The sequence below is a fragment of the Roseburia sp. 499 genome (genome assembly GCF_001940225.2).
Classification (GTDB): Bacteria; Bacillota; Clostridia; order Lachnospirales; family Lachnospiraceae; genus Petralouisia.
The window spans coordinates 2,593,297-2,612,774 of the sequence record NZ_CP135164.1; the positions used below are offsets into that span (position 1 = coordinate 2,593,297).

General features: G+C 39.8%; 22 protein-coding genes and 2 riboswitches. Of the genes, 1 reads left to right on the top strand and 21 read right to left on the bottom strand.

The features are described 5' to 3' along the window. Nucleotides 1-75: 75 nt before the first annotated feature. The 15 genes from ispD to BIV20_RS12860 all read right to left on the bottom strand — a co-directional run bounded on the left by ispD (nucleotide 76) and on the right by BIV20_RS12860 (nucleotide 12,783). Nucleotides 76-801: a 2-C-methyl-D-erythritol 4-phosphate cytidylyltransferase gene (ispD, locus tag BIV20_RS12790; RefSeq protein ID WP_330554306.1), complete on the bottom strand. Its 726-nt coding sequence runs from the start codon at nucleotides 799-801 to the stop codon at nucleotides 76-78. A gap of 9 nt (nucleotides 802-810) precedes the next feature. After that, nucleotides 811-1,842, bottom strand: a complete 1,032-nt coding sequence (gene tsaD / locus BIV20_RS12795) for a tRNA (adenosine(37)-N6)-threonylcarbamoyltransferase complex transferase subunit TsaD (RefSeq protein WP_075721275.1) — start codon at nucleotides 1,840-1,842, stop codon at nucleotides 811-813. Between the two features lie 20 nt (nucleotides 1,843-1,862). Continuing rightward, nucleotides 1,863-2,408, bottom strand: coding sequence for a DUF6715 family protein (locus BIV20_RS12800; protein ID WP_075721274.1), 546 nt, complete (start codon nucleotides 2,406-2,408; stop codon nucleotides 1,863-1,865). Nucleotides 2,409-2,436: 28 nt separating this feature from the next. Then, on the bottom strand, nucleotides 2,437-3,342 hold the full coding sequence (locus BIV20_RS12805) for a ribonuclease Z (protein WP_075721291.1): 906 nt from the start codon (nucleotides 3,340-3,342) through the stop codon (nucleotides 2,437-2,439). A gap of 11 nt (nucleotides 3,343-3,353) precedes the next feature. Beyond that, nucleotides 3,354-3,581, bottom strand: a complete 228-nt coding sequence (locus tag BIV20_RS12810) for a hypothetical protein (protein WP_075721273.1) — start codon at nucleotides 3,579-3,581, stop codon at nucleotides 3,354-3,356. Nucleotides 3,582-3,625: 44 nt separating this feature from the next. Then, nucleotides 3,626-4,087, bottom strand: a complete 462-nt coding sequence (gene rimI, locus BIV20_RS12815; RefSeq protein ID WP_075721272.1) for a ribosomal protein S18-alanine N-acetyltransferase — start codon at nucleotides 4,085-4,087, stop codon at nucleotides 3,626-3,628. After that, complete coding sequence (gene tsaB / locus BIV20_RS12820; protein ID WP_075721271.1) at nucleotides 4,074-4,784, bottom strand: tRNA (adenosine(37)-N6)-threonylcarbamoyltransferase complex dimerization subunit type 1 TsaB; 711 nt, start codon at nucleotides 4,782-4,784, stop codon at nucleotides 4,074-4,076. Before tsaB ends, rimI begins: the two co-directional genes overlap by 14 nt. 2 nt (nucleotides 4,785-4,786) lie before the next feature. Further along, complete coding sequence (tsaE, locus tag BIV20_RS12825) at nucleotides 4,787-5,212, bottom strand: tRNA (adenosine(37)-N6)-threonylcarbamoyltransferase complex ATPase subunit type 1 TsaE (protein ID WP_075721270.1); 426 nt, start codon at nucleotides 5,210-5,212, stop codon at nucleotides 4,787-4,789. A 15-nt stretch (nucleotides 5,213-5,227) separates the two neighbouring features. Next, nucleotides 5,228-5,725, bottom strand: coding sequence for a YcxB family protein (locus BIV20_RS12830; RefSeq protein WP_075721269.1), 498 nt, complete (start codon nucleotides 5,723-5,725; stop codon nucleotides 5,228-5,230). A gap of 97 nt (nucleotides 5,726-5,822) precedes the next feature. After that, on the bottom strand, nucleotides 5,823-6,284 hold the full coding sequence (gene ribH / locus BIV20_RS12835) for a 6,7-dimethyl-8-ribityllumazine synthase (protein WP_075721268.1): 462 nt from the start codon (nucleotides 6,282-6,284) through the stop codon (nucleotides 5,823-5,825). 38 nt (nucleotides 6,285-6,322) lie between these two features. Continuing rightward, nucleotides 6,323-7,525 carry a bifunctional 3,4-dihydroxy-2-butanone-4-phosphate synthase/GTP cyclohydrolase II gene (locus BIV20_RS12840; protein WP_075721267.1) on the bottom strand — a complete coding sequence of 401 codons (1,203 nt, stop codon included), beginning with the start codon at nucleotides 7,523-7,525 and terminating at the stop codon, nucleotides 6,323-6,325. An 11-nt stretch (nucleotides 7,526-7,536) separates the two neighbouring features. Further along, nucleotides 7,537-8,184 carry a riboflavin synthase gene (gene ribE, locus BIV20_RS12845; RefSeq protein WP_075721266.1) on the bottom strand — a complete coding sequence of 216 codons (648 nt, stop codon included), beginning with the start codon at nucleotides 8,182-8,184 and terminating at the stop codon, nucleotides 7,537-7,539. Then, on the bottom strand, nucleotides 8,166-9,281 hold the full coding sequence (gene ribD / locus BIV20_RS12850; RefSeq protein ID WP_278335682.1) for a bifunctional diaminohydroxyphosphoribosylaminopyrimidine deaminase/5-amino-6-(5-phosphoribosylamino)uracil reductase RibD: 1,116 nt from the start codon (nucleotides 9,279-9,281) through the stop codon (nucleotides 8,166-8,168). Before ribD ends, ribE begins: the two co-directional genes overlap by 19 nt. A 114-nt stretch (nucleotides 9,282-9,395) precedes the next feature. Then, nucleotides 9,396-9,520, bottom strand: a riboswitch (FMN riboswitch). A 32-nt stretch (nucleotides 9,521-9,552) separates the two neighbouring features. Beyond that, entirely contained in the window at nucleotides 9,553-10,167 is a 615-nt protein-coding gene (locus BIV20_RS12855; RefSeq protein ID WP_075721265.1) for an ECF transporter S component, read from the bottom strand. Nucleotides 10,168-10,304: 137 nt separating this feature from the next. Beyond that, nucleotides 10,305-10,447, bottom strand: a riboswitch (FMN riboswitch). 53 nt (nucleotides 10,448-10,500) lie between these two features. Beyond that, on the bottom strand, nucleotides 10,501-12,783 hold the full coding sequence (locus BIV20_RS12860) for a Tex family protein (RefSeq protein ID WP_083655236.1): 2,283 nt from the start codon (nucleotides 12,781-12,783) through the stop codon (nucleotides 10,501-10,503). Nucleotides 12,784-12,931: 148 nt separating this feature from the next. Between BIV20_RS12860 and BIV20_RS12865 the strand changes: the two genes are divergently transcribed. Then, nucleotides 12,932-13,372 (top strand): DUF2752 domain-containing protein, encoded by a 441-nt coding sequence (locus tag BIV20_RS12865; protein WP_075721264.1) that lies wholly within the window; start codon nucleotides 12,932-12,934, stop codon nucleotides 13,370-13,372. Nucleotides 13,373-13,442: 70 nt separating this feature from the next. Here the strand turns inward: BIV20_RS12865 and BIV20_RS12870 are convergent, their stop codons facing one another. The 6 genes from BIV20_RS12870 to BIV20_RS12895 form a co-directional block, all read right to left on the bottom strand. Continuing rightward, nucleotides 13,443-14,648: an aspartate kinase gene (locus tag BIV20_RS12870; protein ID WP_075721263.1), complete on the bottom strand. Its 1,206-nt coding sequence runs from the start codon at nucleotides 14,646-14,648 to the stop codon at nucleotides 13,443-13,445. 22 nt (nucleotides 14,649-14,670) lie between these two features. Further along, nucleotides 14,671-15,873 (bottom strand): cofactor-independent phosphoglycerate mutase, encoded by a 1,203-nt coding sequence (locus tag BIV20_RS12875; protein WP_192848888.1) that lies wholly within the window; start codon nucleotides 15,871-15,873, stop codon nucleotides 14,671-14,673. 10 nt (nucleotides 15,874-15,883) lie between these two features. Next, nucleotides 15,884-17,086, bottom strand: a complete 1,203-nt coding sequence (locus BIV20_RS12880) for a homoserine dehydrogenase (protein WP_075721261.1) — start codon at nucleotides 17,084-17,086, stop codon at nucleotides 15,884-15,886. A gap of 4 nt (nucleotides 17,087-17,090) precedes the next feature. After that, nucleotides 17,091-17,534, bottom strand: a complete 444-nt coding sequence (locus BIV20_RS12885) for an ACT domain-containing protein (RefSeq protein WP_075721260.1) — start codon at nucleotides 17,532-17,534, stop codon at nucleotides 17,091-17,093. A 101-nt stretch (nucleotides 17,535-17,635) separates the two neighbouring features. Next, entirely contained in the window at nucleotides 17,636-18,403 is a 768-nt protein-coding gene (locus BIV20_RS12890; RefSeq protein ID WP_075721259.1) for a TPM domain-containing protein, read from the bottom strand. Continuing rightward, the gene (locus BIV20_RS12895) at nucleotides 18,400-19,467 is read right to left on the bottom strand and encodes an ATP-binding protein (RefSeq protein WP_075721258.1); all 1,068 of its coding nucleotides are present in this window, start codon (nucleotides 19,465-19,467) and stop codon (nucleotides 18,400-18,402) included. The genes BIV20_RS12890 and BIV20_RS12895 overlap by 4 nt, the downstream gene beginning before the upstream one ends. Nucleotides 19,468-19,478: the final 11 nt, after the last annotated feature.

Genomic DNA, 19,478 nt, shown 5'->3' on the forward strand with positions numbered 1-19,478 from the left:
CAACTGTCAATAGAGTTTTCGAATTTTTTTATACTTTTTCTACACTTTTTTTCATCGGTTCAAAAATAAGATGATTTAGAGCCTTTTTCTCTCGCAAAACACTTGTGCAATCTCCAAATCCTCCGGAGTGGTTATTTTAATATTTTCATAAGAGCCCATCACCATTTTCACTTTACATGTTGTAACAGTTTCTACTACCATTGCGTCATCTGTTACAGGAATTAGGTTCCCTGACTGTTCTCTTGCCATAATCTTTCGATACGCTTGGTATATCAAGTCTCTTTCAAACACTTGCGGAGTCTGCACCATCCACACATCACTACGTTTTGGCGTCTGTGCTGCAAATAAATCTTCGTCCGCAATTTTTATGGTATCTTTTACAGGCATCCCTGCCACGCATGCTTTATATATTTCTACACTTTCTGCACATCGTTCTATCATAGCATTATCTACAAAAGGGCGAGCCCCATCATGAATCATGACATATTCTGCCCCACTTTTTCGCCTCTCCAACTCCTGTAGTCCGCAAAACACAGAATGATACCGTTCTTTTCCACCTGCTACTATTGATTTTACTTTTCTAATATCATATCTTTCGATAATTTCCTTCTGGCAATAGGTGATATCTTCCTCTCCTGTCACCAGAATAATTTCATCTACCATACTGTTCTCAAATGCCAAGAGAGAATAATACAGCACCGGTTTTCCATTCAGCAATAAATACTGCTTTGGAACGGTGCTGTTCATACGTTTTCCTCTTCCGGCAGAAAGAACTATGGCTGCATACTTTCCCTTCGCCATCTTTTTCTCCTAACGTTCTCCCAATTTTAAATTTGGAATTGCATTTAAATCCCATCCATGTCTGGTTCCTGCCATATATTCATAATAAGCTGCTGCACCAATCATGGCTGCATTATCTGTACAAAAAATAGGAGATGGATGATAAAACTCCACACCTTTTTTCTCACAAGCTTCCTTCATTCCATTACGCAGCGTTCCATTGGATGCTACACCACCTGCGATGGCAAATTTCTTTATGCCAAATTCATCCACTGCCATCATTGCATGTTCAATCAGTACATCTGTCACTGCTTTCTGGAAAGATGCTGCAATATCTGCTTCTACTATGGGTATATTTTTCATTTTGCATCCATTGATATAGTTTAATACTGCTGATTTCACACCACTAAAACTAAAGTCATATGGATCGTCTGCTACCTTTGCTCTCGGAAATACAATAGCCTCCGGATTTCCTTCCTTTGATACTTTTTCAATCTTTGGTCCTCCCGGATACCCTAGACCAATAGCACGTGCTACTTTATCAAAAGCTTCTCCTGCTGCATCATCTCTGGTTCTTCCCAAAATCTCATATTTTCCGTAATCAGCTACTTTTACCAAGTGTGTATGACCTCCGGATACTACAAGACAAAGAAATGGCGGCTCCAATTCCTTATTTTCAATATAATTGGCACTGATATGTCCTTCAATATGATGTACACCAATAAGAGGCTTTTTAGCTGCGTATGCAATAGCTTTTGCCTCTGCTACTCCTACTAAAAGTGCCCCTACCAGTCCTGGTCCATAGGTAACTGCAATGGCATCCATTTCTTCTAATGTCATATCAGCTTCCTTTAATGCCTCTTCAATCACCTGATTTATTTTTTCAATATGCTTTCTGGATGCAATTTCCGGCACTACACCACCATATAAAGTATGCAATGCAATCTGAGAAGATATCACATTCGATAATACTTCTCTACCATTACGTACTACGGCTGCCGCTGTCTCATCACAAGAGCTTTCAATTGCCAGTATTACTACATCCTCGTTACTGCTCGTCATATTTGTTTCCTTTCTCTTACTTATTGGTAAAATCCTAGCATCTTCCATTTTCCATCTGCGTCTTTTCTAAGAATATAAGTCTGTTGCGCTCTATTATTACCGTCTTTTTCCATAATAAAATAGGATACGTCTACATAGGCACACTCTTCCCCATTTACATTCTTATACTCTACTTCATTTGTACTATCCATGGTAATACTAGTAATCTTTTTTTCTTTTTCCTTATAAGTCTCAACATCTAACTTTACTGCTGCAAGATACTCTTTTTCAGGATTCTTTTCCTGCAATTCCTTATCCATCAATACCCTTGCCTGTTCTGTTAACTGTTCTAACTGTTCTTCTGTATATTCTTCGTTATAATAGCACTGCAAAATACGGTTATAAAACTTTACAACCTCTCTGGCAGTCTTAGGATAGGACTTATCTAAGTCCTTTGTAATTACCTGCTCCACCTCTGTCAGATTCTCTTCCTTTCCCGTATCACGGTTGGACAAATAATGAAAATACCAAATACACAACCCAGCACAAACCAATACAACTATAATTGTACGCAGATTCTTTTTCATAGAATCCCCCTCCTTTATCTTTTGCTCTCTACTCAAAATCCAGTTCTACGGTTTTTCCGTCCTTGCCCAGTTTTGCATTTGAATATATTTTTCGCACCTCATCCATATATTCCTCTGCCCGCACCAGAGAAGGACTAAAATGTGTCAACCACATCTCCGACACTTTCGCATCTTTTGCAATCTTAGCTGCCTCATAAAAAGTCATATGCTTGTACTGTTTCGCCTTTGCCAGTTTTTCCTTTTCCGCATACATTCCTTCTATGATTAATAAATCGGCATTTTTTGCCTGTTCCGTAATAGTAGGTGTCGGTCTGGTATCGGTACAATAAGTCAATTTGATTCCCTTTCTGGGTTCTCCCAACACCATATCAGGCGTATAAATTGTCCCTTCCAGCTCTATCGTAGCACCTTTTTGCAATTTGCTCCAGAAATTTCTTGGAATTCCGAGTTCCTGTGCCTTTTCTACCTGAAACTGTCCTGCTCTCGGAATCTCAATGGTATACCCATAACAGGTAATGTTATGATTCACTTTAAAGGCTGTAATATGATATCCCTTCACCTCTAGCTTCTGTACCGGTTCTGTCAGTTCTATGAATTCCAATGGAAATGGCAGTTCCGGCGCAATGGTACGGAGTGCATTTACCACTCGCTCTAATCCCTTAGGACCTATCATGGTAAGGGGTTCTGTCCGCTCTGCATTTCCCATGGTAAGCAAAAGTCCCGGCAACCCACTAATATGATCTGCATGGTAATGAGTGAAGCACATAACATCAATAGGCTTTGTACTCCACCCCTTTTCCTTTACGGCAATCTGTGTGCCTTCTCCACAGTCAATCATCAGACTGCTTCCGTTATATCTTGTCATCAGTGACGTAAGCCACCGATAGGGAAGTGGCATCATTCCACCTGTTCCCAGCAAACATACATCTAACATAATATTTCCTTTCAAACAAATTCTGTCATTTCCTGTTTCTGCACCGGAAGTTGAAAAGAAGCCGTCCACTTATCGTAACACGCTTCGCAAATATCGAATTCCTGTTTTTCTCCATCTTTCCCAGAAAAATATCCCCATTCCTTTTCCACATGAAGAAATTCAACTACCGACACTTTTCCTTCTTCCTGTATGAGCTTTTTGCAACAATTACATATAATTGAGCCATTTTCCGTTTTCATCTGCCATCCTCCTAATCTGTTTCTATTATAGGTGGTACGGTGTCTTAATTGGAAGAGGGAATTTGTTCCAATACCATAATTGCAGCATCCTCTCGAGGTCTTTCATAAAATCCCTTTCGAATGCCGACCTTTTGAAACCCAAAATCTTTATATAATTTTATTGCATAATCGTTGGACACACGAACTTCCAGCACAATACGGTTTATATTTTTTTCAGAAGCTATTTCCAGCAGACCGGAAATTATTTTTTTCCCAATTCCCTGATTCTGTACGTCCGGAGAAACTGCAACATTTGTAATCTCTCCTTCTCCAAAGGAACAATACATACCACAGTATCCCACTACATGATGTTCACGTCTTGCCACAACAAATATGGTATCCTGTCTTAACGCATCCTGAAATCCCTGTTCTGACCAAGGCATGGAAAATACACTTGCTTCTATGCACACAACTTCCGGTATGTCCTTATCCTGCATCTTTTCAACAACAATTTCAGGCTTTTCCATTGTTCTGCTCCATACGTTCCCGCTCTGCCTGTGAAAGTCTCAGATAGTCCGGCTTGTGTTCTTCTGCTGTTTGTACTTTTCCATCTCTGTAGTATACCTCACCTAAAGCTGCAACTGCCCCAGCACGTTGCTTATTCATATGTGCCGGTGCAAAAGAAAATGGTACCTTACAATTTTCTTCTATAAAACTTTTGAATACTGAAACTCCATCTCCTAAAAAAACAACAGGTCGCCCCAATTCATTAATTTTTGCAATAATCTCATCAATTCCCACTGCACATTGTTCTTTCACCGTATGCATTCCTTCTGCATCAAATTCATAAAGTCCGGTGTAGGTCTGATTTCTTCTTGCATCCATCAAAGGACATACCATATCCTTACATCCATACAAATTATATGCCAGTCCATCTACCGTCGGAACTTGAATTAATGGTTTTTTTAAAGCAAGTCCTAATCCCTTAGCAGTTGCGGAACCGATACGTAGTCCGGTAAAAGAACCGGGACCTCCCGCAATCGCAATGGCATCTATCGTCTTCAAATCCAACTCTATCATTTTTGCTATTTCATCCAGCATAGGCAATAATGTCTGGGAATGTGTCTTTTTATAATTGACAGTATATTCTGCCAACATATTATCATCTTCAACCAATGCAACACTTGCTACCAGTCCAGAGCTGTCTAATCCTAATATTCTCATTTCTATACCTCATTTATTGTAATCCTGCGATAATCAAATCCTTTTTCCAGGTCTTTTTCAATCTTAATTTCCTTATAATGTTCCGGCAAAATCTCTTCGATAAGATTTGCCCATTCAATCATGGTAAGTCCCTGACCATAAAAATAATCTTCGTAACCTATTTCATCCATCTCTTCAATGTCACCAATACGATACACATCAAAATGATAGAAGGGCATTCTGCCCTCCTCATATACCTGAACGATAGTAAAAGTCGGACTACTGATTGGTTCTTCAATTCCAAGTCCTTTGGCTATTCCTTGGGTAAGTACTGTTTTTCCTACGCCAAGATCTCCTATCAATGTGTAAACCTCACCCGGTTTTGCGTTTTCTCCTAATTCTTTTCCAAATAAGAGTGTTTCTTCTGAGGAATACGTTTCCTTTATCATATATTTCTCCTGTTTCTATCTTAACTTAAGGCGATACTTTTCCAGATGTTTTTCTGCAAGCTTTGCTACCGTCTCATAATCTGCACCAATCGTCGCTCTTGGAATTACATAGGCATTAACTCTGCTACTGTAAATCAAAAGATTACTCTTCGTGGAAACCACCTTATAAATCTGGTTCCACAAAAGATCTGCTGTCTGGTCATTTTGTGATACATGAACGCCTTCTTCATCTACTTTATAATGTAATGCCTGTCTCAATACTTCGGAAGACAATATCTGCTGTTTGGAACGCATGTATAAACTAACCGGCACATAAACCAAAAATACCATTCCAAACACCGCATACAAAACAGTATACATAGTATCTATTTTTCCAAAGGTTGCTCCTGCTACTACCAATACAAGAATACCGATTACCGTTGCAAAAATGCCCTGAAATCCATGATATGCATGATACATATTAAATCGGTACATGTCTTTTGAAGTAATTGATACGTCAAATTCTGCTGTCATTGATACATCTCCATTTCCCTTTTTCTTATGTCCTATAGTATAACCTTTTTACAAAAATAGGTCAACGGGGGAAAATTTCTACCCGTTGACCTACTTATTACATATTTTTCATTAAATTTACCATTTCAATGGCTGTACATGCAGCATCATATCCCTTATTTCCTGCCTTTGTACCGGCACGTTCGATTGCCTGCTCAATATTATCGGTAGTTAATACGCCAAAGGTTACCGGAATCTCAATCTTTAATCCAACTGTTGCGATTCCTTTGCTCACTTCTGCACATACATAGTCATAATGGCTGGTGGAACCTTTGATAACTGCTCCAACACATACAATAGCATCATAATTTCCGCTTTCTGCCATCTTCTGTGCAATGACCGGAATCTCAAATGCACCCGGTACCCATGCCAAAGTAATATCATCATCTGATACACCATGACGGATAAGAGCATCCTGTGCTCCTCCGATTAATTTGGATACGATAAATTCATTAAATCTTGCTGCTACAATTCCTACTTTGATTCCCTGTGCTACTACATTTCCTTCTAATACTTTCATTTTTTCTTCCTCTTTTCTTTTTATTGTTATAATAATCTTTAATAATCCGTCATGTGTTGCATTTTATCCTGCTTGGTCTTTAAATAAAATAAATCTGTTTTTTTTGCCGGCATCTGGATAGGCACCCGCTCTTCTATGGTGATACCATATCCGGACAATCCACTGATTTTCTTAGGGTTATTGGTTAAAAGACGCAGTTTATGTGCTCCTAAGTCATTTAATATCTGAGCTCCAATTCCATAATCACGGAGATCCGGCGCAAATCCTAAACGAATATTTGCTTCTACGGTATCTAATCCCTGCTCCTGCAATTCATACGCTTTTAACTTATTGATTAAACCGATTCCTCTTCCCTCCTGACGCATATAGAGAAGCACTCCTCTTCCTTCCTCTGCGATTGCTTTCATTGCTGCATCCAGTTGTTCTCCACAATCACATCTGCCGGAACCAAAGACGTCTCCAGTCAGACACTCTGAATGCACTCGGCAAAGTACCGGTTTTCCATCAGAAATATCGCCCATCACCAATGCTACATGATGTTCTCCATTTAACTTATTTTCATATCCATAAATTTCAAAATCACCATACTTTGTAGGCATTTTTGCATGCGCTTCCTGTTGAACCAGGCTGTCTCTGTCCATACGATACCGTACTAAATCTGCAATGGTAATTACGGTCAACCCAAACTTTTCTGCTAATTGTAACAACTCTGTAGTACGCATCATGGTTCCGTCTTCCCGCATAATTTCACAACAAAGTCCACAAGGCTTTAAGCCTGCCAATACTGCAAGGTCAACCGTTGCTTCGGTATGTCCTGTACGTTTTAACACACCACCTTCTCTTGCTTCCAACGGAAACATATGGCCAGGTCTTCGGAAGTCCTCCGGCTTTGCCCCATCCTTTACCGTGGCAAGTGCTGTTTCGGAACGCTCAAAAGCAGAAATTCCTGTATCTGTATTAATTCCATCAATGGAAACTGTGAAAGCAGTCTGATGATTGTCTGTATTCTGCTCTACCATCTGCTTTAAACCAAGCTGCTGACACAGTTCTTTGCTCATAGGCATACAGATTAAGCCTTTTCCATACGTTGCCATGAAGTTCACATTTTCCGGTGTGGCAAATTCTGCTGCACAGATAAAATCTCCTTCGTTCTCTCTGTCCGGGTCATCAATGACCATAACGATTTTCCCACTGCGTATATCTTCCAATGCCTGCTCAATGGTATCCGTGGTTTTCTTCATTTCTCTTCCTCCTAACAAAATCCATATTTCTGTAAAAATTCTTCTGTAATTTTACTTTCCTTCTGCGTGGGTGCTCCACATACAAAACGCTCCACATATTTTCCAATAATGTCACATTCCAGATTCACAATGCTTCCAATTCCTTTCACTGATAAAGTGGTTTCCTGTCTGGTATGTGGAATAATGGACACCTGAAAATTTCTTTCGGATACTGCTGCCACTGTAAGACTGATACCGTCGATTGCAATAGAGCCTTTCTCCACAATATAGCGCAACAATTCCTGCTCTGCCTCTATGGTATACCAAACCGCATTTTCCTCTGGTCGAATCTCTGTAATTTTCCCAGTACCATCAATATGACCGGACACAATGTGTCCTCCGAATCTTCCATCTGCCGCCATGGCACGCTCCAAATTTACTTTATCCTTTACCTGTACCTGTGACAGGCTACTTCGATGCATAGTTTCTGTCATAACATCTGCACAAAAACCATCCTTTTCCAGTTTTACCACAGTAAGACATACGCCATTCACCGCGATACTATCTCCAATTTTCGTTCCTTCCAGCACCTTGCTACATCCAATCCGAAGCACTGCTGAAATCCCCTGCTTTTGAATTGTTTCTATTGTTCCGATTTCTTCTACAATTCCGGTAAACATCTTTCCTCACCTACCCTTCCTGTAATACAAATATCTTTTCCATAAAAAGTGGTATCTACATTATGTAAACCTATTGCATCCTGCATTTTCAAGATGCCATGCCCCTCTACGGGGGACTTAGCCTCTGCACCTGCCACAAGCTTCGGTGCAATAAATGCATACACACGCTGCACCAAATGTTCCTCTAACATAGAGGCATTTAAAGTTCCTCCGCCTTCTAACAAAATACTGTCTATTTTTTGCTCTGCTAACTTCTGCATCAGTTCCGAAAGACAAATACTTCCATTGGCATTTTGTGATATCTGCAACAGTTGAATCCCTTTTTGTTTCAACCTCTCTATTTTTTCTAAATCGCCCTGGCAATAAGCAACGATTGTTTCCTGTTCCTTGGCTGTTTTTACAATCTGGCTTTCCTCCGGTATTCTCACATTAGAATCACAAATGATACGAACCGGATTCCGTCCTCCTGCCATACGACAGTTCAGCATTGGATTATCCGCCAATACAGTGCCAATGCCAACCATGATCCCACGATATTGATTTCTCAGATACTGAACCTGGCTTCTGGATGCTTCTCCGGTAACCCACTTAGAATTTCCTGTTTCACAAGCAATTTTGCCATCTAATGTCATGGCGTATTTCATTGCCACAAATGGAAGTCCTGTTTCTATGTAATGAAAAAATACTTCGTTCAACGCCCGACATTCCGGTTCTAAAATACCGGTTTCCACTTCAATTCCGTGTTCTTCCAGAATACGAATTCCTTTTCCCGCTACTAACGGGTTGGAATCCAGACAGCCTACAAAAACACGCTTTATCTTTTTTTCAATAATAATGTCCGTACAAGGTGGGGTTTTCCCCTGGTGACAACAAGGCTCCAGATTCACATAAAGATCTGCACCTTCTGCTTCCTCTCCACACTTTGATAAAGCATTGCGCTCTGCATGAAAACCGCCATACTGTTCATGAAATCCTTCGGATATGATTTCACCATCTTTTACTACCACACAGCCTACCATAGGATTGGGCGAGGTTTTTCCAATTCCCTGTCTGGCAAGCTCCAATACCCGTTTCATGTACTTTTCTTTTTCATTCAATTTTCTCCACCTCCTGCTATTACTCAAATCTTCCTATTACAGTAAAAAACCCCAAGATTGGTTCAAAAACCTAATCTCAGGGTAAGTAAAATGTACATGAATTCTCTCATGCTTCTATCTCTTCTTTTATCCAGACTGTACTGTCGGCTTCGGAGTTGCTTGTAGCTCACCGAATCTGCACCATAGTGCTCGCGGGCTTTACCGCCGGTAGGGACTTTCACCCTGCCCTGAAGATTTTCTATATGATGTTTTTATATTTTCTTTATTTGAATTACTTTCTGTAATTTCCTTTTAAAAACGGAGACAGTGGTTTATAAATTACCAAGGTTATCAAAACACTGCATAATCCCTTAAAAAAGGTGAATGGCGCGTTAAATACAATCAAGCACTGTGGGATACTCTTCACCCATGGAAGAATCAACTGATATGCATTTAAAACAGCTTCCTTTGGCATAAAATTGTAATATACCGGATATACAATAAAATAATTTGATATAACACTGACAATCGCCATCAGTAATGCTCCCAAAAGCGCTCCAATGATTGCACTCTTCTTGCTCTTCCATTTCTTATAAATCAATCCTGCCGGAAGAACAAAAATTGCTCCCAGAATAAAGTTGGAAAGTTCTCCTACTCCACCAGTATTGGTCATAAGAAGATGAAGCAAATTCTTAATCAAACAAATTATCACACCGCTAACCGGTCCCATAGCAAATGTTCCAACTACTGCCGGAAGGTCTGAAAAATCCATCTTGATAAATTCAGGCATCACCGGTATCGAAAATTCTAAAAACATTAAGATAAATGCAATCGCCGATAACATCGCTGTCATTGTCATCTTCCATACATTTACTCTTTTTACCGTTGTTGTGTTTACGTTATCCATACTTACTCGCTCCTTTTCTTACTGTTCTTGCGGAGAATAGCAACATATCGCTTACGTTATACTGAATCCTTACAGATTCAAAAAGCCCTGAGAATTAATATTCTCAGGGCCACTACACGCATTCTATTTTAAAACGTTGTTATCTTCTCTCATCCAGACTATACTGTCGGTTTTGGATTCTCACCAATATCCTGCCATATGGCTCACGGACTTGCCCACATCGTGGTATCACCGTCGGTCGGGAATTCTTTAAAAAAGTCACCCTGCCCTGAAGAACATCTTTATTTTATTTTTTACAAACTGTATTGTACTCGCATATTCTTATTCTGTCAACTATTCGATAATAATTCCATCAAAGAAATTATTTCCTTTGCGTCCTCTATCGTTATTTCTTCGGTTACGCTTTCCCTGATTCTGGCGTTGCGCTTGTTTTTCTTTGCGTTCCTCTTTCTTCTGTGCTTCCGGCTTTCCTCCGCCAATTTTCATGGTAAGCTGAATGCGCTGTTTTTTCTCATCCACAGAAAGCACCTGAACGTCCACAATATCGCCTACGCTAACTGCTTCCAACGGATGCTTGATAAAACGGTCACAAATTTCAGAAAGATGCACTAATCCATCCTGATGAACTCCAATATCTACAAAGGCACCGAAGTCAATTACATTACGAACTGTCCCTTTTAAGACCATACCCGGCTTCAAGTCTTTGATTTCTAAGACGTCACTTCGCAAAATTGGCTTTGGCATATCTTCACGCGGGTCACGTGCCGGCTTTTCCAATTCTTTTACGATATCTTGTAAAGTCATTTCACCAATTTCCAGCTCTTCTGCCAGTTCTTTATAGTCTCCGATTTTCTTAGAAATACCATCCAGCTTTCCACCACGAATATCTTCCGGCGTATAACCCAGTTTTTCCAATAACTTCTTCGTTGCTTCATAGCTTTCCGGATGCACACTGGTTCCATCCAATGGATTCTTTCCATCTGTAATACGCATAAAACCAGCACACTGCTCGTATGCCTTTGGTCCCAGTTTTGCTACCTTTAACAACTGGGCACGTGTCAAAAATCTTCCATTTTCTTCACGATATGCCACAATATTTTTCGCAATCACTTTACTGATTCCTGAAATGTATTCCAACAAAGATGCAGAAGCAGTATTTAAGTCTACACCAACCTTGTTTACACAATCTTCTACGACTCCACCCAAGGCATCACTTAACTTCTTCTGATTCATATCATGCTGATACTGACCTACTCCAATGGACTTCGGATCTATTTTTACCAACTCTGCCAGCGGGTCCTGCAAACGTCTTGCAATAGAAGCAGCACTTCTCTGTCCCACATCAAAATTCGGAAATTCTTCTGTAGCCAGCTTACTTGCAGAATATACCGAAGCTCCTGCTTCATTTACAATGACATACTGCACCGGCTTTGGAATCTCTTTTAATAAATCTACGATAACCATTTCTGACTCTCTGGAAGCCGTTCCGTTTCCTACTGAAATCAAAGAAATGTCATACTTTTGAATCAACTGCTTTAAAATCTTTTTGGATTCTTCTACCTTATTCTGTGGCGCAGTAGGATAAATCACTACAGTATCTAATACTTTTCCAGTAGAATCTACTACCGCAAGCTTGCAACCGGTACGAAATGCCGGGTCCCAGCCAAGTACTACTTTTCCGGCAATTGGTGGTTGCATTAAAAGTTGCTCCAGATTCTTGCCAAATACCTTAATAGCGCCATCCTCTGCTGTTTCGGTCAAGTCATTACGAATTTCACGCTCAATGGCAGGAGCAATTAAACGCTTATAACTATCTTCTACTACTGCTTTCAGTGTAGGAGTCGTATTCGGATTGTCTTTTTCAATGATTTTCTTTTCTAAGTATCTTAAAATATCATCTACCGGAGCTTCTATTTTTACGGTCAGAACCTTTTCTGCTTCTCCTCGATTCAATGCCAGAATTCGATGACCTGCCAGTTTTGCAAGAGCTTCCTCAAATTCATAATACATCTCGTATACAGACTCTGCTTCCGGGTCCTTGGCTACGGAAGTGATTTTTCCCTTTTTCATAGTAATGTCACGAATATATTTACGATAATCCGCTTCATCAGAAATGCTCTCTGCAATAATATCCATGGCGCCTGCAATGGCATCTTCTACACTATTTACATCTTTCTCAGCATCTAAAAAGGCTTCTGCCTCTTCATGCAAGGACTTTCCGGTCTCCTGAAGCAGAATAATATTTGCCAGTGGTTCCAATCCCTTTTCCTTTGCAATCGTTGCTCTTGTCCGACGCTTTGGACGGTATGGACGATATAGGTCTTCTACCACTACCAGCGTTTCCGCTGCAAGAATCTGATTCTTTAACTCTTCAGTTAGTTTGCCCTGTTCCTCTATACTTGATAATACCTGTTCCTTCTTTTCTTCCAGATTACGCAAATAATTCAGTCTCTCATAGAGATTACGAAGCACCTCGTCGTTTAATGCTCCGGTAGCCTCTTTACGATATCTCGAAATAAAGGGAATGGTGTTTCCTTCATCAATTAATTTTACGGCAGCTTCCGCCTGATTCTTACGGATATTCAATTCTTCTGCCAACTTTGCGATTATATCCATTGCAATTCTCCTTGTTCTTCAATTCTATGCATCTATGCAAACGCACTCTTTTCTTATTATAACGGATTTGTATTCCTTTGACAAATAAAAAAAGAACCGTTATACTGCATAAAGAACTAATATTTATAGTAGTAAGGATATTTTTATTATGCGTGAAAGAAAAAAAGAAGAAAATGCTCTGTTCTTCATTGGCTGGGCCTTTATCGGAATTGTATTGTTTATATATATTTTCTGCCGGATATTTTCTATTCCACCTTTAAAAATTAATGGTCCCTGTGTACTGCATATGCTTTTTGGCATATACTGTCCGGGTTGTGGTGGGACCCGTTCCATTTCTGCCCTTTTGCATGGGCACCTATGGGACTCTTTTGTTTGTCATCCACTGGTTCCCTATACAGCAATCGTTGGCGGCTGGTTTCTTATTAGTCAAACCATTGAACGTATTTCAAAGCACAAAATAAAAATTGCTCTGCGCTACCGTGATATTTATCTCTGGATTGCTCTTGGAATCGTAGTTGTAAACTTTATCCTAAAAAATGTATTACTGTTTGTGTGGAATATTGATCTTTTGGCAGATTATACCTTATAAATCCCTATGATATAAAAAATCCTTATGATTACTAAGAGACCTCTCTTAACTCATCATAAGGATTCTATTTTTATTCTTCCATGAACTTATCATGTACTGCCCGCATGGCTTTTTCTACATCTTCTTCGTTAATCAATACAGTGATACGAATTTCAGAAGTCGCAATCATTCGAATGTTAATCCCCACATTATAAAGTGCTTCAAACATCTGTGATGCCACTCCCGGATTGGACTGCATTCCGGCACCTACAATAGATACCTTGGCAACTGTATCGTCAAATTTGATTTCTTTTGCTGTAATACGATTCTTATTTTCTTCTAAAATAGTAACTGCTTCCTGCAAATCATCTCTTGCCACGGTAAAGGAGATATCCTTTGTGCCCTCCCGCCCGATGGACTGGAGGATTACATCTACATTGATGTTATGCTTTGCCAGCAAATCAAAAATCTTAAATGCAATTCCCGGTATATCTTCTACTCCAATCACCGCGATTCTAGCTGCATTTTTATCCACTGCCACGCCACTAATAAGCATACTTTCCACGTCTGTTTCCTCCTTCACAATGGTTCCTTCCGCATTATTAAGACTGGAACGAACCACTAACTGTACCCCGTACTTTTTCGCCATTTCCACGGAACGATTATGCAATACTTTTGCTCCAAGTGTCGCTAGTTCCAACATCTCATCGTATGTAATTTCTTTTAATTTTCTGGCATTTGGTACAATTCTCGGGTCCGCAGTGTATACACCTTCTACATCCGTATATATCTCGCAGGCATCTGCGTGTAACGCCGCTGCAAGAGCAACCGCCGTAGTATCAGAACCGCCACGCCCCAAGGTAGTAACATCATCGTATTTATTTACACCTTGAAAACCTGTGATAATTACAATTTTTCGTGACTCTAGCTCGTGACGAATCCGCTTTGTATCAATTTTCTTAAATCGGGCATTTCCATAAGCGGAAGACGTATGCATCACTACTTGAAATGCATTCAAGGATACAGAAGGAACTCCCATGGCTGACATTGCCATAGACATTAAAGCCACTGATGTCTGCTCTCCTGTCGCCAGAAGCATATCCAATTCACGTTTTGGCGGATTAGGATTGATATCCTTCGCCATCTCGATTAAATGATCTGTGGTTTTGCCCATTGCAGACAAAACCACAACCACATCATTTCCCTTTTGATACTCTTCTATACATCTTTTGGCAACATTAAAAATTCTTTCTTTATCAGCTACTGAACTTCCACCGAATTTTTTTACTATCAGCATATTTCTCTCCTAAATTGCCTGCTTATTTTCCTACAAAATATTCTATCATTTTATGACCTTCAGCAATATGGAAATTACTTTCTGCTGCTTCTTTTTCATTATATTTCCAATCATGATTCTGCTTATTTGTACTATCATAAATCAAATATGGTACATCATCCGAGGTATGGGTACGAAGACAAATTGGTGTAGGATGATCCGGCATAACTAACATTTTAAAAGCTACACCTGCTGCCTCTAATCCAGCCTTAATTGGTGCAATAACTTTTTGATCCAAACTTTCGATTGCCTGAACTTTCTTTTCTACGCTTCCCTGATGTCCCATTTCATCCGGTGCTTCCACATGAACATAAACAAAATCGTAATCTTCCTTAGCCAATGCATCTACTGCGGCCTGTGCTTTTCCTTCGTAGTTTGTATGAAGTCCACCATTAGCACCCTCCACGGTAATATTTTTCATGGATGCCCCTACTGCAATTCCTTTTAACAAGTCTACAGCAGAGATCATGGCACCACGCAAATGCATTTTTTCTTCAAAAGAGGATAATGCAGGTCTTGTACCTGCTCCCCAAAACCAACAGGAATTTGCTGGCTTTAACCCCTTTTTCTTACGTTCTACATTAATTGGATGATTTACCAGAATATCATAACTTTTCTTCATCATTTCTCTTAATGCAGCGTCTTTGGGAAGATACTGTCCGATTTTCTGTCCCAACACGTCATGAGGAGGAGTCATTTCTACCACTTCTCCCTTATCCCAAATGAGCAAATGACGATAGCTGGTACCAACATAAAATTTATAGATATCTGTTTCCAGTTCTTTTCTTACTGCTTCAATTAAAACTGCTGCATCTTCTGTGCTGATTTCATCTGAACTATGATCAATAATTGTCTTATCCTCATAGTTTTCTTCTTCCTCAGACACTGTTACAATATTGCAACGCAATGATACATCAGTTGGTTTCATATCTACACCAATGCTCAACGCCTCCAACGGAGAGCGTCCGGAATAATATTTTCTTGGTGCATATCCTAACACAGAAAGATTCGCCGTATCACTTCCCGGTGACATTCCATCCGGAATTGTGTGTACAGTTCCAATCTCTCCCATAGAAGCCAGCTCATCCATTGCCGGTGTTTTGGCATATTCCAGAGGAGTTTTCCCCTGTAATTCTTCAATTGGGCGGTCTGCCATACCGTCTCCTAATACAACTACATATTTCATTTTCAAACCTCTATTCTACGCGAATTCTCTGAAGCATATTCTTAAGTCCTGCTGACTTATTCTCAAATTCTTCCTCTGACATTGCTCCTGTCAAAAATCCTACTTCACCTGTAATTTCCGGAACCTTAATGATTTCCACATCACCAAATACAGATGTTACATCTGCCTCGCTATCAGTTGCTCTTACAAAGAAGCGACTCTCTGCCTTTTTACAATCAATCAGGTTTAATTTCTTGGAACTCCAGGAAATCATAATATTTCTATGTAAATGTTTTGCAATGTCTACAATATCAGCAACTACTGCACTTGCAGTTGGAAGCTTTCCTGCTCCACTTCCGTAGAACATAGCATCTCCTAATACGTTTCCATGTACAAAAATCGCATTAAATACATCATTAACGCTAAATAATGGATGCTGCTGTGACAACATAAATGGTGCTACCATAGCATAATAACTGTCTCCTACCTTCTTGCTGGTAGCAAGCAACTTAATTACTCTGCCCATTGCTTTTGCATACTTAATATCTGTTGCTGTAATCTTGGTGATTCCTTCTGTATAAATTTCTTCAAAATCTACCTGCTGACCACATACCAAAGAAGTTAAAATTGCAATCTTACGGCATGCATCATAACCTTCAATATCTGCAGTTGGATCTGCCTCTGCATATCCTCTGGACTGTGCATCCTTTAATACGTCATCAAATTCCAGTCCTTCAAAGGTCATCTTGCTTAACATATAGTTAGTAGTACCATTTAAGATACCTGTAATTTCTTCAATTTCATCTGCAGTAAGAGAAGAATTCAACGGACGAATAATTGGAATGCCTCCTCCTACACTTGCTTCAAATAGGAAGTTAATCTCTTTTTCCTTTGCAATAGCAAGAAGCTCTGCTCCGTGCTTTGCCACTAATGCCTTGTTAGATGTTGTTACATTCTTTCCGGCTAATAAAGCTCTTTTTACAAAGGTATATGCCGGTTCTACACCGCCCATAGCCTCTACAACTACCTGAATCTCATCGTCATTGGCAATGATATCGTAGTCATGCACTACTTTATCTTCCATTGGGTCCCCCGGGAAATCCCGTAAATCCAGAATATATTTTACTTCAATTTCATCGCCTGCACGTTTTGCAATGCTTTCCTTGTTAGTTTGTAATACTTCTACTACACCGGAACCGATTGTTCCGTATCCTAAAATTGCTATCTTGATCATGTTGTCACTCCCTAGCTAAAATTTTTAAATAATGTATGCCTTCCTGTTGCTCAATGTTTTCCACCATCTGGGATACATTCTTCGTATCCGGCAGCACATCAACGCTTAAGGTCAGCGAAGCAATTCCATTAACTGGTATACTCTGGTGAATCGTAAGAATATTGGCATGAAAATCTGCCACAATCCGAAGAACTACTGAGAGTAGTCCCGGTTCATCGTCCATCTGAATCACCATGGTAATGGTCTTTCCCTTGGCATTGTCATGAAATGGAAAGATGTCATCCTTATACTTATAAAAAGAGCTTCTGCTGATTCCGACCATATCTGTTGCTTCCTGGACGGATTCAGCCCGCTCTGATTCTAAAAGCCTCTTCGCTTCAACCACTTTTAACAATACCTCAGGAACGGCTTTTTTCTTAAGAACAAAATATTTTGTCTTTTCTTCCATTTTGCCCTCCTGGCGTGTTTGTCTGTGAAATACATTTGTGCTCATAGGAAAGATGTTAGCATATTTAGGATTGCAATGCAACACCTTTTTCTATTTTACTGTTAAAATTTTCTTCCTCCGCCACCAGAAGTTCTTCCTCCGGCGCCGACATGTGTGGTTGTTCCACCACTACCACCATTTCCATCTGATTTTGGAATATGTCTATGTGTTACAAATTGATTTACAAATGTATCCTCTTTTTTTCTTAACTTCACACTTCCATTTTTTTCAATCGGATACTTATATCCGCCAAACTTCAAACGATACGAACCGATAATTCCACCGACGGTAATTCCACCTGCAACAAGAGCTATCACCAATGCAATTATTGCTTCCATCACTGTTATCTGTTTATATGCATACTTTGCTGTTGTTTCCAGCATGACCTCAAAAGTTTCTGCATACTCTCCATCGCTGACTTTTTCAAAGCCTTTATCTAAAATATGATCAATTTTATTATCATTCAAACAATCAATTGCTTCACCAAAAGTTCTTATCTGAATCTCACGATTGTCCATATCAATCAGACAGATAATACCGTCATCACAAGTGGTATAATCATCAAACCACTTTTCTGCATAATACTGGGCACTCATTCCCTCTGCATCATCTGTGGTAACTGCCATGACATCCCAGCCGGTCTTATCCTCAAACTCTTCAATCATCTCTTCCACTTCTTCTGCTTCTGATGCTGTCAGCAAGTCCGCCTGATCTATAAGTTGGATGTTACTTGTGCTTTCTTCCGCATTTACAGAAAATCCGCTTCCTACTACTATCACAGAAGTTAATAAAAATGTAAACAGTACACTTTGGTATTTTCTCTTTCTCATAGCAGATACCCTCCAATCAATCCAAGAATCAGCACTATGGCTGAAATAATTCCGCCCAGTGTCCATACTTTTTTATAATCAATCGGAAGTTCTCCATATACTTTTCCATCCTGACCGTTCATGGAATAATAGTACATTTTCCCATTTCTTCCTTTATAGGTGACAGTCCAGACAGGAAGCATGATATAATCCCAGTTTTCCTGCTTTTGATTTAAATGACAGTTTTTTACAGATACAGAGGAATAACCCTTTACGGTTCCTCGTAAAATCTTTTCTCCGTATTCATGTGCTTCCTGCTGCACCTGGGCACTCAATTCTTCCCGATTTATGTCACGTTTCTCTGCTAAAAATCCGGATAAGAATCCCATATGGAACTTCTGCACCTTGCTGACATCATAAGGCAATACTCCTTCTGCCAACTGTGCATTGGATTTCTTTAAAGCATTTTTGGTGATATCCTCCAGATGAACGTCTCCTTCGCGCTCTACACGATACACTTTTGTCTCAGTATACTCCGTATCTCCACTTCTCCATACTCGAAGGTTCCTTCCTTCTGCCTGCATAGAACCTTCCATATCCATATCTACCATCCAGTATGGAAAATATACGCCTGAAATCTTCTCTATCTGCTGTTTATTAAAAAATGCCTTTGGAACAAACTTTTTACTATGTACATATTCTAAAAACTTTTCCGTTGCCTGCTTCTTATCAATGGAAAACGGAATAATTTTATCCGGCAAAAATTCCCCAGATACTCGCCCGGACAATACTACCGGGTTATGGCAATAATAGCAGAAGGTGGCCGCTGTAGTCTCATCTGTTACTATCTCTGCGCCACAACTTGGGCAGTGGTAAACCACTGCCTCTTCTGCTTCACCATTTTCTTTTTCACTATTCTCTTTGTAGCTTTCAACCTTTTCTTCACTGCCCTCTTCCGGCTTTAATGCTTCCAATTCCTCCTGGGAAAAATCAGAGAAGCAATACTCACACTTATATTTCTGAATCTTTGGGTCGAACATCAGTTCTCCGCCACAGTTTGGGCACTTGTAACTTACAACAGCCATTGGTACTCTCC

Excerpts from the sequence above, each read along its gene's own strand:
- ispD (WP_330554306.1), bottom strand. The coding sequence starts at position 801 with ATGGCGAAGGGAAAGTATGCAGCCATAGTTCTTTCTGCCGGAAGAGGA.
- tsaD (WP_075721275.1), bottom strand. The coding sequence starts at position 1,842 with ATGACGAGCAGTAACGAGGATGTAGTAATACTGGCAATTGAAAGCTCT.
- BIV20_RS12800 (WP_075721274.1), bottom strand. The coding sequence starts at position 2,408 with ATGAAAAAGAATCTGCGTACAATTATAGTTGTATTGGTTTGTGCTGGG.
- BIV20_RS12805 (WP_075721291.1), bottom strand. The coding sequence starts at position 3,342 with ATGTTAGATGTATGTTTGCTGGGAACAGGTGGAATGATGCCACTTCCC.
- BIV20_RS12810 (WP_075721273.1), bottom strand. The coding sequence starts at position 3,581 with ATGAAAACGGAAAATGGCTCAATTATATGTAATTGTTGCAAAAAGCTC.
- rimI (WP_075721272.1), bottom strand. The coding sequence starts at position 4,087 with ATGGAAAAGCCTGAAATTGTTGTTGAAAAGATGCAGGATAAGGACATA.
- tsaB (WP_075721271.1), bottom strand. The coding sequence starts at position 4,784 with ATGAGAATATTAGGATTAGACAGCTCTGGACTGGTAGCAAGTGTTGCA.
- tsaE (WP_075721270.1), bottom strand. The coding sequence starts at position 5,212 with ATGATAAAGGAAACGTATTCCTCAGAAGAAACACTCTTATTTGGAAAA.
- BIV20_RS12830 (WP_075721269.1), bottom strand. The coding sequence starts at position 5,725 with ATGACAGCAGAATTTGACGTATCAATTACTTCAAAAGACATGTACCGA.
- ribH (WP_075721268.1), bottom strand. The coding sequence starts at position 6,284 with ATGAAAGTATTAGAAGGAAATGTAGTAGCACAGGGAATCAAAGTAGGA.
- BIV20_RS12840 (WP_075721267.1), bottom strand. The coding sequence starts at position 7,525 with ATGAAGAAAACCACGGATACCATTGAGCAGGCATTGGAAGATATACGC.
- ribE (WP_075721266.1), bottom strand. The coding sequence starts at position 8,184 with ATGTTTACCGGAATTGTAGAAGAAATCGGAACAATAGAAACAATTCAA.
- BIV20_RS12855 (WP_075721265.1), bottom strand. The coding sequence starts at position 10,167 with ATGGATAACGTAAACACAACAACGGTAAAAAGAGTAAATGTATGGAAG.
- BIV20_RS12860 (WP_083655236.1), bottom strand. The coding sequence starts at position 12,783 with ATGGATATAATCGCAAAGTTGGCAGAAGAATTGAATATCCGTAAGAAT.
- BIV20_RS12865 (WP_075721264.1), top strand. The coding sequence starts at position 12,932 with ATGCGTGAAAGAAAAAAAGAAGAAAATGCTCTGTTCTTCATTGGCTGG.
- BIV20_RS12870 (WP_075721263.1), bottom strand. The coding sequence starts at position 14,648 with ATGCTGATAGTAAAAAAATTCGGTGGAAGTTCAGTAGCTGATAAAGAA.
- BIV20_RS12875 (WP_192848888.1), bottom strand. The coding sequence starts at position 15,873 with ATGAAATATGTAGTTGTATTAGGAGACGGTATGGCAGACCGCCCAATT.
- BIV20_RS12880 (WP_075721261.1), bottom strand. The coding sequence starts at position 17,086 with ATGATCAAGATAGCAATTTTAGGATACGGAACAATCGGTTCCGGTGTA.
- BIV20_RS12885 (WP_075721260.1), bottom strand. The coding sequence starts at position 17,534 with ATGGAAGAAAAGACAAAATATTTTGTTCTTAAGAAAAAAGCCGTTCCT.
- BIV20_RS12890 (WP_075721259.1), bottom strand. The coding sequence starts at position 18,403 with ATGAGAAAGAGAAAATACCAAAGTGTACTGTTTACATTTTTATTAACT.
- BIV20_RS12895 (WP_075721258.1), bottom strand. The coding sequence starts at position 19,467 with ATGGCTGTTGTAAGTTACAAGTGCCCAAACTGTGGCGGAGAACTGATG.